The sequence below is a fragment of the Photobacterium sanctipauli genome (assembly GCF_003026495.1).
Taxonomy (GTDB): domain Bacteria; phylum Pseudomonadota; class Gammaproteobacteria; order Enterobacterales; family Vibrionaceae; genus Photobacterium; species Photobacterium sanctipauli.
This window is the reverse complement of sequence record NZ_PYMA01000006.1, coordinates 26,898-41,031: the sequence shown is the minus strand read 5'-3', so window position 1 is coordinate 41,031 and position 14,134 is coordinate 26,898. Positions and strand designations below refer to the sequence as shown.

Annotated in this window: 11 protein-coding genes; 10 read left to right on the top strand and 1 reads right to left on the bottom strand. The window is 38.6% G+C overall.

The window, feature by feature from the left end; genetic code table 11:
* The first annotated feature begins 36 nt into the window (after window positions 1–36).
* The 8 genes from C9I98_RS11235 to wecA (C9I98_RS11200) all read left to right on the top strand — a co-directional run bounded on the left by C9I98_RS11235 (window position 37) and on the right by wecA (C9I98_RS11200) (window position 8,892).
* Window positions 37–900, top strand: coding sequence for an ATP-grasp fold amidoligase family protein (locus C9I98_RS11235; RefSeq protein WP_245907142.1), 864 nt, complete (start codon window positions 37–39; stop codon window positions 898–900).
* Window positions 901–929: 29 nt separating this feature from the next.
* On the top strand, window positions 930–2,045 hold the full coding sequence (locus tag C9I98_RS11230) for a glycosyltransferase family 4 protein (RefSeq protein WP_107271987.1): 1,116 nt from the start codon (window positions 930–932) through the stop codon (window positions 2,043–2,045).
* Between the two features lie 19 nt (window positions 2,046–2,064).
* A complete protein-coding gene (locus C9I98_RS11225) occupies window positions 2,065–3,096 on the top strand; it encodes an NAD-dependent epimerase (RefSeq protein ID WP_107271986.1) in 1,032 nt (343 codons plus the stop codon).
* Window positions 3,089–4,414 (top strand): APC family permease, encoded by a 1,326-nt coding sequence (locus C9I98_RS11220; RefSeq protein WP_107271985.1) that lies wholly within the window; start codon window positions 3,089–3,091, stop codon window positions 4,412–4,414. Before C9I98_RS11225 ends, C9I98_RS11220 begins: the two co-directional genes overlap by 8 nt.
* Window positions 4,414–5,301, top strand: coding sequence for an ATP-grasp fold amidoligase family protein (locus C9I98_RS11215; protein WP_107271984.1), 888 nt, complete (start codon window positions 4,414–4,416; stop codon window positions 5,299–5,301). Before C9I98_RS11220 ends, C9I98_RS11215 begins: the two co-directional genes overlap by 1 nt.
* Before the next feature lie 29 nt (window positions 5,302–5,330).
* Complete coding sequence (locus C9I98_RS11210) at window positions 5,331–6,497, top strand: nucleotide sugar dehydrogenase (protein ID WP_036826490.1); 1,167 nt, start codon at window positions 5,331–5,333, stop codon at window positions 6,495–6,497.
* A gap of 279 nt (window positions 6,498–6,776) precedes the next feature.
* Complete coding sequence (gene galU / locus C9I98_RS11205; RefSeq protein WP_107271983.1) at window positions 6,777–7,697, top strand: UTP--glucose-1-phosphate uridylyltransferase GalU; 921 nt, start codon at window positions 6,777–6,779, stop codon at window positions 7,695–7,697.
* Between the two features lie 82 nt (window positions 7,698–7,779).
* Window positions 7,780–8,892 (top strand): UDP-N-acetylglucosamine--undecaprenyl-phosphate N-acetylglucosaminephosphotransferase, encoded by a 1,113-nt coding sequence (gene wecA, locus C9I98_RS11200; RefSeq protein ID WP_107271982.1) that lies wholly within the window; start codon window positions 7,780–7,782, stop codon window positions 8,890–8,892.
* A 526-nt stretch (window positions 8,893–9,418) separates the two neighbouring features.
* Here the strand turns inward: wecA (C9I98_RS11200) and wecA (C9I98_RS11190) are convergent.
* Window positions 9,419–10,567, bottom strand: a complete 1,149-nt coding sequence (gene wecA / locus C9I98_RS11190) for a UDP-N-acetylglucosamine--undecaprenyl-phosphate N-acetylglucosaminephosphotransferase (RefSeq protein WP_036829055.1) — start codon at window positions 10,565–10,567, stop codon at window positions 9,419–9,421.
* Between the two features lie 390 nt (window positions 10,568–10,957).
* Between wecA (C9I98_RS11190) and C9I98_RS11185 the strand changes: the two genes are divergently transcribed.
* Entirely contained in the window at window positions 10,958–12,331 is a 1,374-nt protein-coding gene (locus C9I98_RS11185; RefSeq protein WP_036829052.1) for an MBL fold metallo-hydrolase RNA specificity domain-containing protein, read from the top strand.
* Window positions 12,332–12,604: 273 nt separating this feature from the next.
* The gene (locus tag C9I98_RS11180; RefSeq protein ID WP_036829049.1) at window positions 12,605–13,771 is read left to right on the top strand and encodes a nucleotide sugar dehydrogenase; all 1,167 of its coding nucleotides are present in this window, start codon (window positions 12,605–12,607) and stop codon (window positions 13,769–13,771) included.
* Window positions 13,772–14,134: the final 363 nt, after the last annotated feature.

The window sequence follows — 14,134 nt, the reverse complement described above, 5'->3', positions numbered from 1 at the left end:
CATCATAAATCGCTTAATTATGGATGATTGAAATTTATGTCTGTTTTTAATGATATGATCAGGGATTGTATTAGAATTATTATTGGAAAAAGAAATTATATCAAGCTACGTTTTTTTATTACTCATAGATATTTCTGTAATTTAAAAAATCCAAAGACGTGGAATGAAAAAATTCAATCTAGGAAATTAAGTTCCAAATCAATTGATTATGCTAAATTTGTTGACAAGTATACTGTAAGAGAATATGTCGGCACAAAAATAGGTAGCGAATATCTTATACCTTTAATAGCAAAATTTGAAAAAATACAAGTAAGTGACTTTGCATCTTTGCCTAATCAATTTGTTATAAAGACAAGTAATGGTGGAGGTGGTAAAAATGTTAAAATTATTTACGATAAAAAATCTGAAGATCTAGCCAAGCTAACAAAAGATTTTAATAAGTATGTAACCAATAAAATAGGTCATAAAATTGATGAATATTTTTATGACATTGAAAAGCCGCAGATACTTATTGAAGAGCTAATGTTGGATGATTTTGGGAATATACCATGTGATTATAAATTTCATATTTTCAATTCAGCTGAATCGAGAGTTATCATTCAGATAGATCAGGGAAGATTTACTAATCACAGAAGAAGTCTATATAGTGAGAATGGTGAGATCCTACCATTTAATATTCAACCGAAGTATGGATCGGTTAATGACTATACTTTACCGGCTTCTATTATTCCAATGCTTAATAAAGCAAAAAAACTAGCTGAAGATTTTGATTACGTACGAATAGATATGTATTCAATTAATGGTAATATATACTTCGGTGAAATGACGTTCTGTCATGGAAGTGGCTGGGAACCTGTTAGTCCAAAGTGTTATGATAAGATATTAGGTTCTTATTGGTAGTCTTGCATTAAAAATTATTAGGTTTATTTATGACGAAAATTGTTATATCGTCTAATACTTCTTGGTATTTATATAACTTTAGAAAAAATACAATCAAAGCTTTATTAGATGAGGGTTATGAAGTAATTACAGTAGCACCTCATGATGAATATGTTCAAAAGCTTACCTCCCTTGGGACTACACACAGAAATATCGAGATAGATCAAGGGGGTACAAATCCTTTTGTTGATTTTCTTACTTTTGTTAATTTTTACAAAATATATAGAACCGAGAAGCCTGCTGTTGTTTTGAACTTTACACCTAAGAATAATATCTATGGGACTTTAGCTGCAAAATTTAGTGGCGCTAAAGTTATAAACAATATAGCTGGTCTTGGAATGGTCTTTATCAGTGATGGGCTTGTGTCTAACTTGACTAAGTTTTTATATAAAATTAGTCAGTCAAGAGCGGATAAAATTTTCTTTCAAAACGAAGATGATAGGAATTTATTTATATCTGAAAAATTAATAAATCCTAATAATACTGATAGGCTACCAGGATCAGGTGTAGATACTTCAAGGTTTAAAGCTTCAGAAGCGCCTGATGATGGCATTGTACGCTTTCTGCTTATAGCTCGAATGCTATATGATAAGGGAGTTGGACATTATGTTGAAGCTGCTAGAGAACTAAAATTAAAATATGGTCACAAAGTTGAATTTCAGTTATTAGGTTTTCTTGGGGTCAATAACCCTTCGGCTGTAACAGAATCTCAAATGAAAAAATGGGTTGATGAGGGGATTGTAACCTATTTAGGAACCTCAGATAGTGTGGAGAATGAAATCGCAAAAATTGATTGTCAAGTATTGCCTTCTTTTTATAGAGAGGGTGTACCTAAAACATTACTTGAAGCTGGTGCAATGGGAAAACCTATTGTAACGACTGATAATGTCGGGTGTAGAGAAACAGTCGATGATGGTATTAACGGGTTCTTATGCATTCCAAAAAGTACTGAAAGCCTTGTTGAAAAGCTAGATTTAATTATTAATATGTCTCATTCAGAAAGAATTAGAATGGGATTAAATAGTAGAAAAAAAATGCAACGTCAATTTGATGAATTGATTGTAATTGATAAATATACATCTTCAATTATTAAGTTAACAAATTAGCCAATTATTGGGAAAAGTAATGAATTATTTAGTAACAGGTGCATCAGGCTTTATTGGGAGCCGTGTCATTGAGTCTTTAACTAAGAAAGGTCATAAAGTTGTAGGTATCGACAACAATAATGATTACTATGATGTTAATCTTAAGTTTGCACGTCTCGGACGAATTGCGTCTGAAAGCTTTACTTTTATTGAGTTAGATTTTTCTGATAAAAAATCGCTTGAAAATTTATTTGAACGATTTACATTTGAACGTGTTATCCATTTGGGGGCACAAGCTGGTGTACGTTACTCAATTGATAATCCAATGGCCTATGCTGATTCTAATCTTATTGGTCATCTAAACATATTAGAAGCATGTCGTCATCATAATATTGAGCACCTTGTGTATGCTTCATCAAGTTCTGTATACGGTCTAAATTCAAAAACACCTTTTGAGACATCTGATTCTGTAGATCACCCTGTTTCTCTTTATGCTGCTACTAAAAAGTCCAATGAATTGATGAGCCATTCATACTCACACTTGTATGGAATTCCAACTACAGGTCTTCGTTTTTTTACCGTTTATGGCCCATGGGGGAGGCCAGATATGGCTCCTTTCATTTTTACAAAAAAAATTCTTAATGGTGAAACTATCGATATTAATAATAATGGTGATATGTGGCGCGATTTTACCTATATTGATGACATTGTTGAAGGTGTGATACGTATTGCTGATGTTATTCCTACTTGCAACGAACAATGGACAGTAGAATCTGGTACACCTGCGACAAGCTCTGCGCCTTATGCTGTCTATAATATTGGTCATGGCAGTCCTATTAAATTGATGGATTTTATTCAAGAAATTGAATCGGCTTTAGGCATTGAAGCTAATAAAAACTTCCGCGAAATGCAACCAGGTGATGTGTACCAAACTTATGCTGATACTCAAGATTTGTTTGAAGCAACGGGCTATAAACCCCAAGTAGGTATAAAAGAGGGAGTAAATAAGTTCGTAACTTGGTATCGGGAATTTTATGAATATGATTTAAGCTTGGTGAAAAAGCATGACTAAGCAATTAGGTACAAAGGATTTGTTTTCTATTGCTTTAGGCTCAGTAATCGGCTGGGGAGCTTTTGTTTTACCAGGTAATGTTTTTTTGCCTAATTCTGGTGTTCTTAATACATTTATTGGTTTCACTATAGCAATTTTCATGATTTTCTTTATTGAAAAATCTTATTCTATATTGTTGAGTATTTATTCTAGTGTCGGAGGCGAGTATACGTTTGCTAGTAGAACATTTGGTTCTAAGACTGGTTTTGCAACTGGTTGGCTATTGACAATAGCATACTTGTCAATCATCCCCTTAAATGCAACTGCTGTACCAATGGTTTTGGAAAGTATTACCAATTGGTACTCAAAGGGTGAGATGTTATACGTTTTTGCTGGATATGCTGTCTATCTAAATGATTTAATAGTCTCCTTATCTATTATTGTTTTTTTTACTTATATTAACTATCTTGGAATTAATTCATCAAAGTTAGCACAGAACCTATGTGTTTTTGGTTTGCTTTTTTCTTTGTTAATTATTGTTTTTTTATCCTTTTTTAAATATGAAGCAACTTATTATAACAATTTTAAATCTAACTTCGGTGATTTTGATTGGTCACAAGTTGTTCGAATCATCGCTTTTGCACCTTGGGCCTTTATCGGGTTTGATACAGTTGCTCAAATGTCTGAAGAGTTTAAAGTGGATAGTAAAAAGGCATCCTTTAGCGCATTAGTTGCTGTTATCTTTGGTGGCATTGTTTATAATATATTGAATATTTACACAGCTTTTGGTGTATCTAGCAATGATTTAGAAAATGCTACGTGGGCAACAGGCCAAGCCGTATCCCAAATTCTAGGCTCTTTTGCACTAGGTATTCTAGCCATTGCTATGTTTGGTGCTGTCATATCTGGTCTTAATGGTTTTTTTATGGGGGCGTCAAGACTTCTCTTTGCTATAATTAAGAATGAATACAAAGATTCAGAAACCTCAATTAGCGTTAATTATTTGGTTGTTATTGTTGGGTGCTTATCGTGTATTGTTCCTTTTTTTGGTAGAAACGCTCTAATTTGGTTTGTTGATTTATCTTCTGTTGGTGCTTCTTTTGCTTATTTTATTACTTGTATGGCAGCGTTTAAGTTAGCATCTACTTTAAAGTATAAAATTTATGCTGTATTAGGAACTCTTTGTTCCTTGCTATTCCTCATTTTTCTACTAACACCTTGGTTCGATTCGAATATACCTTTTGTTTCAGCAATATGTTTATTTGTATGGTTAGGTGTAGGTATAGTAGCTTATTATAAGCTTCACTTGTCAAGTTCTAGAAAAGGTATTGCTGTATAATGAATGTAAAAATTGCTAGAGATTTTTTACTTAACAATATTGCCTGTTATATTTCTGATGAAATTTTTCTAAAAGTAGCTTATAGGATCAAGCTTGGAAAAAAACTAAATTTATCAGCTCCTGTTACTTATACAGAAAAGCTACAGTGGTCAAAACTTTTTTACCGAAAGGAATTGTTGACTTTATGTTGTGATAAGTATCAAGTAAGAACTTACGTTGAGAATAAAGTTGGTAGTGAATATTTGATACCTATGGTTGGATATTTCAAGGACTTTAATGAAATTAATCTGAATGAAATTCCTAATCAATGTGTTATGAAAGGAACACATGGAAGTGGAATGAATCACTTGGTTTTTGACTCTACTACAATGAATTGGGATATTGTTCGTGATGATTTTCGCCGTTGGCTGAAATTCAATCAATTTTACCACAGTCGTGAATGGCAATATAAAAACGTTCCACCTGGTATTATTGTTGAGGAAATGTTACTTGATGAAAGTGGTAAAGTACCTAGTGACATAAAAATTCACTGCTTTAGACAATGCGATGGCTCTTTAACACAGATAATTCAACTTGATGTTGACCGATTTGGCTCCCATAAGCAGAATTATTACGATGAACAATGGAATTTATTAGACTTATCATTCTCTAATAACAACTTTAATGTGAAGGGGGGAGAAAAAGGTGTTGCTCCCCCTGATAATCTTGAAGAGTTGTTATCTCTTTCTCGTAAGTTATCTGAAGATTTCCCATATGTTCGAGTTGATTTGTTTACAATCAATAATAAAGTTTTCTTTGGTGAGTTAACTTTTCATCATCAATCTGGTTTAACAAAACCTAGTGGAGATTGGGATAACAAGCTAGGTAACTTATTAAGCTATTCATAAATGTTCTATAAATAAATTTTAGGGTAATAATGAAAATTGCAGTTGCAGGTACAGGCTATGTTGGCCTGTCCAACGCTGTGCTACTAGCTCAGCATCATGAAGTCATAGCTGTTGATATCATCGAAGATAAAGTTAACATGCTTAATGACCGTGTTTCACCGATTGTTGATACAGAGATTGAAGATTTCCTAGCGAATAAAGAGCTGGACTTTACAGCTACTCTTGATAAACAACAAGCATACAAAGATGCTGTGTTTGTTATCATTGCTACTCCAACTGATTATGATGCTGTTAATCACTACTTCAATACATCTTCTGTTGAAGCAGTGATTAAAGATGTGATGGAGATTAACCCAAATGCGGTGATGGTCATCAAATCTACTATTCCTGTTGGTTACACAAAACAAATTAAAGAACAGTTTGGATGTGAAAATATCATTTTCTCACCTGAGTTCTTGCGTGAAGGCCGTGCCTTGTTTGATAACCTTCATCCATCTCGTATTATTGTTGGTGAGCAAAGCGAACGTGCTCAGGCTTTTGCTAATTTATTAGTTGAAGGTGCGATTAAAAAAGATATCGAAGTCTTATTTACGGATTCAACAGAAGCAGAAGCGGTAAAGTTGTTCTCTAACACCTACCTAGCTATGCGTGTTGCCTACTTCAACGAGCTGGATTCTTATGCTGAATCCCATGGTTTAGATGCGCGTCAAATAATCGAAGGCGTTGGTTTGGACCCACGTATCGGGAGTCATTACAACAACCCATCATTCGGCTATGGTGGTTACTGCCTACCAAAAGATACCAAGCAGCTTCGTGCCAATTATCAGGATGTGCCAAACTGCCTAATCGGTGCGATTGTTGATGCTAACACCACGCGTAAAGACTTTATTGCTGATTCTATCATTAGCCGCAAGCCTAAGACGGTAGGTATCTATCGCTTGATCATGAAATCAGGTTCTGATAACTTTCGTGCTTCTAGCATTCAGGGCATCATGAAGCGTATCAAGGCTAAAGGTATTGATGTGGTTGTTTATGAACCTGTTCTTGATGAGAAAGAATTCTTTCACTCAGCAGTAATTGAAGACCTCGATCAGTTCAAAGCCATTTCAGATGTGATTGTCTCTAACCGAATGGCTGAAGAGTTAGCTGATGTTGAGGATAAAGTTTACACCCGCGACCTATTCGGAAGCGATTAATTTAAGTACTTTTAAAGTGTAAATAGTTTGCCCTATTTGCATGATTACTACTTTCATTTAGATCGTTAAAAAACTTCCTCTTTATCAAGCAGGTTCATTTCTGAACCATGGGTGTGACAGCCTGGTTCGCTTAATATGGCTGTCTATTATAGTCTTACAATACCTTTATCATGAACCGGTAGTTCCTACTTACCGGCTTTTTTAGTACGCATAAATAATTGGTATTATGAGACTAACCCTATAGAGCGACAGGTATGTTAACTCTATTAAGGAATTATAATGAAAAAAATTACAAAAGCCGTCATCCCAGTGGCGGGGCTAGGCACGCGTATGCTTCCTGCAACTAAAGCTATCCCTAAAGAAATGCTTCCTTTAGTTGATAAGCCTCTAATTCAATACATTGTTAAAGAATGCATTGAAGCGGGAATTAAGGAAATTGTGTTAGTTACACATTCTTCAAAGAATGCCATCGAAAATCACTTTGATACATCTTTCGAACTTGAAGCTACTCTTGAAAAGCGTGTTAAGCGTCAACTACTGGACGAAGTGCAATCTATTTGTCCTAATGATGTAACTATTATGCATGTGCGCCAAGGTCAAGCAAAAGGACTTGGGCATGCTGTCCTTTGTGCTAAACCACTTGTAGGTGATGCGCCATTTGCAGTTGTACTTCCTGATGTTATTTTGGATGAATACACTGCTGATCAGTCAGTTGAGAACCTGGCAGCAATGGTTAATCGTTTTGAAGAGTCTTCTGCATCTCAGATTATGGTTGAACCCGTGCCTATGGCAGAAGTGTCAAAGTACGGTGTTGTTGACTGCGAAGGTGCTGTGCTTGAAGGTGGTCAGTCCCATGCTATGAAGGCGATGGTTGAAAAACCTGCGGTCGAAGATGCACCATCAAACCTCGCTGTAGTGGGTCGTTATGTCCTTTCTTCTAATATTTGGGAGAAGCTAGCCATTACCCCTCCTGGAGCAGGTGATGAAATACAGCTTACCGATGCGATTGACATGTTGATGGCTGAAGAAACGGTTGAAGCATTCCATATGACCGGTAGATCTCATGACTGTGGTGATAAGCTTGGTTATTTAAAAGCCTTTGTTGAGTATGGTCTTCGCCATGACTCGCTAGGTGATGAATTTTCATCATATTTGAAGACGCTTTTAAAACATAATGAAAATTTAAAACTAGTTAGTTAAAATCCCCTCACTGAATATCAGCGTTTGCAGTGGCTATTGATGACGCTGATGTTTTTATCATAAATTAAAAAGAAAAATTATTATGACAACTACCGCATTGTTTTTTGTGTTTGTCTTATCGTTTTGTAGCTTATTTATTTTTCGTAAGCTTGCAAAGCGTGTTGGCTTAGTTGATAAACCTAACGCACGCAAACTTCATCAAGGCGTTATCCCACTTGTGGGTGGCGTGTCTATTTTTACCACTATCGCGATTACCTTTTTGTTGTTCTCAGAGCTTACCCCAAATACGGTGTTGTTCTTGGTCTGTGCAACGATACTGGTGATCACTGGTGTCATTGATGATCGTTACGACATTAGCTTTAAGGTTCGTCTATTCATCCAGGCTGGCGTCTCTTTTGCCATGATGCTCATTGGCGATATGAGTTTGCATAGCTTAGGCTACTTAATGGGTAGTGATGCGATTCAGCTTTCCGTTGGTATGAGCTATGTAATCACTGTATTGGGTGTTATTGGTGCAATCAATGCATTTAACATGGTTGATGGTATTGATGGCCTGCTAGGTGGTTTGGCATCGGTGACTTTTGGTGCGCTTGGGTTTATGTTCTATATGGATGGCAATAGCCAACCAGCTGCGGTATGCATGCTTATTGTAGTCGCGATGCTGCCGTACATCATGCTTAACCTTGGTATTCCTCTTGGCCGTCGTTTTAAGGTATTTATGGGTGATGCTGGTAGTATTTTTATCGGCTTTACCGTTATTTGGCTTTTGATTGAAGCGACACAAGGACCTGATACAACATCGATTCGCCCTGTCACTGCGCTATGGCTTATTGCCATCCCATTAATGGATATGGCGACCATTATGGTGCGTCGCATTCGTAAGGGGCAGTCGCCATTTAAACCAGATAGAGAGCACCTGCACCATATCTGCCAGCGTATTGGTTTGTCGTCTGGAGCTTCCCTGGTGGTGATCTGCTCAATGGCAAGTTTAATGGCAGCTATTGGCATTTGGTCGGACATGAACGATGTCCGTGAATCAGTCATGTTTATGAGCTTCTTGGCAGTATTTGCAGTTTACTTTTTTGTTATCAGCCACATTTGGCGAATTATCACTGCTATTCACAAACTATTTGGTACCAATAAACCAATAGAGTTCAATGTTGAAATGGACTCGGCGCAGCCAACTAAAAAATAATTTTACTGAACTAAGATCCTCTAGCTTTGCGGTAGCTAGAACCAAATTAAAAAGGAGTTATGCTGAAAGGCATAGCTCCTTTTTATTGGGGGAATTTGGAGGTAACTGCCTGCAAGAAGGTAGTGTGCAATGAGTTTAGTGCCTATGAATTTAGTGCTAAAGAGTATAGAGCCAATGACTTTAGATTATTGATTCATCCTATCCTCTCTTCTCATCGCCTTCGCTTCTTTATCGTATTTTTCGAGCTGTTCAAGGCAAAGGGAGAGCTTGAGCATGCCAATGAATAGAATATCGGTAGCAAAGTAGGGAGGCCGGGGTAATAGTTTTTTATTCAATCGGTTAACGTACATCACAACCTCCCAAATCACTCAACTATATATTTAGTATATGGTGATTTGACCAATTGTGTAGTTGTAAGTTGTTATTACAGCAAGAACAAGACAAACATGCTATTTTCGTGAGACGTCTATTCACTCAATTTCAATTCTCAGAATAGAAGTGAGAACCTAAGACGTTAGAGCCCGATTTACTTCGGTATATTACCACGCGGGTTGTCATTTTTTGCAGTTACCATATCACTGGTGAGCTTTTGGCGGATGAAGGTGGTGATACGCCAGATATGGCATATTGTGGTGTAGTAGATCACAAAGACCATGACGAACGACACGAACATGATACTTTCAGCAACTTGGTATTGCTCGCCAATGATACCGACATAGGCAAGCAAGCTGGCGAAGCTACAAATACAGATTAATGTCATTCTTGGTGTTAAGCCAAGGCGTTGGCAAATATGGTGCAGGTGCTCTCTATCAGGTTTAAATGGTGACTGGCCTTTACGTATACGCCGGATCATAATCGTTGCCATGTCCATCAACGGTAAGGCAATAAGCCATAGTGCTGTTACCGGACGAAATGCCGGATCATTAAGCGCTGAAGTATCAAGCGTGGAATTACCAAGCGGTGAACTATCAACTGTTTGGGAGCCGCAAATCAGCAGCCAGATAACGGTGAAACCGATAAATATACTACCAGCATCGCCCATAAAGACTTTATATCGTTGCCCGAAAGGAAAGCCTAAGTTGAGCATGATATACGGGATGGCGGCGGTGACGATCACCAGACAGAACTGGAATAAATGAACTTGGTTGTTAGCCAAGAATAAGATACCAAGAGAGCTGAAGGTTACAGCGGCTAAACCTCCAAGTAAGCCATCGATGCCGTCTACCATATTGAACGCATTGATAGCCCCGATTATCGCAAGTGTGGTAACAAAATAGCTGGCAGTGTTGTTTAGGGCTAAATCGCCAAAACCTGCAATATCACCGAGCTGGTTGAGTGACATCGAACCCACCGTAATCATGGTGATAGAAACGATAGTTTGCACGAGCAGCCTTGCTTTGACGCTGATATCGTATTTGTCATCAATAACACCCACGGTAACTAAGATGAAAGCGCTGAGTAGGTAGAGTGTACTGTGAGGCATTGCCGCTGGCATGATAGCAATGGCCAGGCACACAGAGAGAAAGATGCTAATACCGCCAATGAGTGGAATGCTACCTTGATGTTGCTTTCTGGCTGTAGGGATATCGACTAGGGCAACTTTCTTTGCCAACTTTCGTAACACGATGAGGCTTAGAAGTGAAAAAAAGAAAATAATAGTGAGTCGACTATCCATGCTCTTTCCTTTGAGGTATCAAAAAACCTCGAAATATTACACCTGTGGCATATTGCAGAAAAGTGACTTAAAACAGATTTCACACAAAATAGTTTAAAAAGCGAGCAGGGTAACAAGTTTTTACGCTTAGTGTGACTTATTTGTCTTCTAATGGTAGTCAATTTATTGACATATTGCACATTAATGCGAGCTGGTTCCAGTAATTTACCTTTCAGGCTAGCTACTACTAGTGTGTGGTTTCGGTATAGTGCGCTTTTTTAGGCTGAAATAAGAAATTGGTAAAAGTATTTTCGTGATATAACTCGGCTAATCTCATTCGTTGACTGTATCTCCTTATCGTCTTTGCCAAGATCACGCCATCTATGTAGTGACGTTGATTTAGGTGGGGCGATGCAGATTATTCATCACGGGGCAAAAACGGGCGTAACCGGCTCTTGCCATGAGCTTCGGTTAGGCCAATATGGCGTGCTTATTGATTGCGGCCTGTTCCAAGGCGATGAAACCAAGCAATCACTAGATATTGACTTTCCAATTAGTCATATCCAAGCCTTGTTGTTAACCCATTGCCATATTGATCACATAGGTCGCATCCCATGGTTACTGGCTGCCGGGTTTCGAGGGCCGATTTATACAACAGAAGCTACAGCTGCCCTTTTACCCTTGATGCTGGATGATGGTTTGAAGATCCAGCTCAACTTGAATCGGCAGCAACGGGCGAGTTTCATTAACCTTGTTAACTCACAACTTCGTCCCGTCCCCTTTGATGCGCATGCGCCCATTACCTTCCCTGATGGCAGCCAAATTGAGGCTCGGTTTCAGCCAGCTGGCCACATACTGGGCTCTGCTTATATCGAATTTACATTACCTGATAATAGCAATGTGGTGTTTTCCGGTGATCTTGGGCCTTGCAATACACCGTTGTTAGTTGATCCGGTTTCTCCCGTTCAAGCAGACACATTAGTGATTGAAAGTACGTATGGTCAACGTAACCACGAAAGTGTGGCAGATAGGGGAAGGCGATTAAAGGGCATTATTACCCAATCGCTACAAGATGGCGGGGCCATATTGATTCCAGCCTTTAGTGTGGGGAGAACCCAAGAGCTGCTGTTTGATCTTGAAACTATTATTTCCCAGGTGTCTCCGCTAATGCCAAGTAATGGTGAAGAGGATATCGACTGGCAGCGTTTGCCTGTGATTCTGGACTCGCCATTAGCAGCTGAAATTACTGACCAGTATGAGTTGTTTCAACGGTTATGGTCGAAGGAGGCAAAAGAGCGGGTTATTGGTGGGCGCCACCCTCTTTCATTTAAGCAATGCATTACCATTGAAAGCCATCAAGAACACCTTGCGCTGGTTAATCGGCTTAAAGCGTCTGGCGAGCCCGCTATCGTTGTGGCTGCCAGTGGGATGTGTACTGGAGGTAGGATCATGAACTATCTCGAAGCATTGTTGCCAGATAAGCGTACCGACATAATTATGATTGGCTATCAAGCGAGGGGAACACTTGGTAACCAATTGGCTCAGGAAAGGGGTAAAGTGCAAATTAACCAGCGGCAAGTATCGGTGAAAGCCAGTGTTCATACTATGTCTGGCTATTCTGCCCATGCAGATCAGAGCGATTTACTGAAATTTGTCGCCAATATTAATCACGGGCCATCCAAAATACACATTGTCCATGGTGAATATGCCGCTCAAAAAGCCTTGGCGAAAGCATTGCAAGCAATACGGCCTGAGAGTGAAATTGTGTTGGCGGCTGAGCAATAAGTACCCAGTTATGATCGACAACCATAATTTTGATATTTTTTTCCAGCCTTTTCTTAGCGAGGCTTTCACATTTTCGATGAGAAGTAGTATTTTGTGGCAAGTTTTAGGCTATTCCATATAAGCCGTGGTTAGAAAGTTGTTTCAAGTAGTTGACTTCGTTACAGGTCTTCTTGGTAAAGACATCTTTGCAAAGATAACTAACTTGAAGTGATTTAACAGTATTTAAGGCAAATGTTGCCTAATTGAATTAAATAGTTTTTTTGAGGTTCAGTAATGAAAATTACCGTAGCAGGTACAGGTTATGTCGGGCTTTCTAATGCGGTGCTTTTAGCACAGCACAATGAAGTGGTTGCATTGGATATAGTGCCAGAGAAAGTTGAGTTGATTAACCAACGTGTTTCGCCAATTGAAGATAAAGAAATTTCTCAGTATCTATCTGAGGCACAGTTGAACCTGACAGCGACAATCGATAAGCAATCAGCCTATGCAGGTGCTGAGTTTGTCATTATCGCCACGCCAACCGATTATGATCCGGTTACAAACTACTTCAACACTTCATCGGTTGAAGCGGTTATTAAGGATGTGATGGCAATTAACCCAGATGCGGTCATGGTAATTAAATCAACCGTACCTGTTGGCTACACAGAGCGTGTTAAGCAAGAGTTGGGTTGTGACAACCTGATCTTCTCACCAGAGTTCCTGCGAGAAGGCCGAGCACTGTTTGATAACTTGCATCCGTCTCGTATTATTGTTGGCGAGAAATCTGAGCGTGCTCAGGCATTTGCTAATTTATTGGTACAAGGTGCAGTAAAAGAAAATATCGATGTCCTATTTACTGATTCAACAGAAGCTGAAGCAGTAAAGCTGTTCTCTAATACATACCTTGCGATGCGTGTTTCTTATTTCAACGAGCTAGATTCTTACGCTGAAGCGCATGGCTTGGATAGCCGCCAGATCATTGAAGGTGTTGGTCTAGACCCACGTATTGGTTCGCACTATAACAACCCATCATTTGGTTATGGCGGTTACTGCTTGCCGAAAGATACCAAGCAGTTGCTTGCGAACTACAAGGAAGTACCAAACAACATCATTGGTGCAATCGTTGATGCTAACCGTACCCGTAAAGACTTTATCGCTGATTCCATCATCGCGAGAAAGCCGGCTGTGGTTGGCGTGTACCGTCTGATCATGAAGGCGGGCTCTGACAACTTCCGTGCCTCTTCTATTCAAGGCATCATGAAGCGTATTAAGGCCAAGGGTATTCCGGTGGTGGTCTATGAGCCGGTGCTTAAAGAAGACGAGTTCTTCCAGTCTAAAGTGATTTCGGATCTAAACGAGTTTAAGCAAACGGCAGATGTGATCATTTCTAACCGTATGGTAGAAGAGCTGCAGGACGTTGAAGAGAAGGTTTATACTCGAGATTTGTTTGGCTCTGATTGAGGCATCTATGCGACCTAAAGCGTAACTGTCAGAACAGCAGGTGCTTACATTAGATGAGGCGCCTGTTTCTTAATCTGTGAGTTTCTGCCTCCAAAGTATTCTTAGAGAGATATCGAAGAAACTATAGAATATTGCTCTGTACGATTACTGAGCTTATATGAGATTTTAATTTATTCTGCTGTACTTGCTGCTCTCACTTTACTCCAATATAATCTCTAATAATGTTGTTTGTAATAGTAAACTTTACTTAAAATTTCTGTTGAAAAAACAGGTAATGAAAATTGTTGAGTAATGGTTAATGAAAGTTAATGAAGTTGGTTGATAATTGTATAGTTTGATTACAAATTGGTTGATTTGCAAATA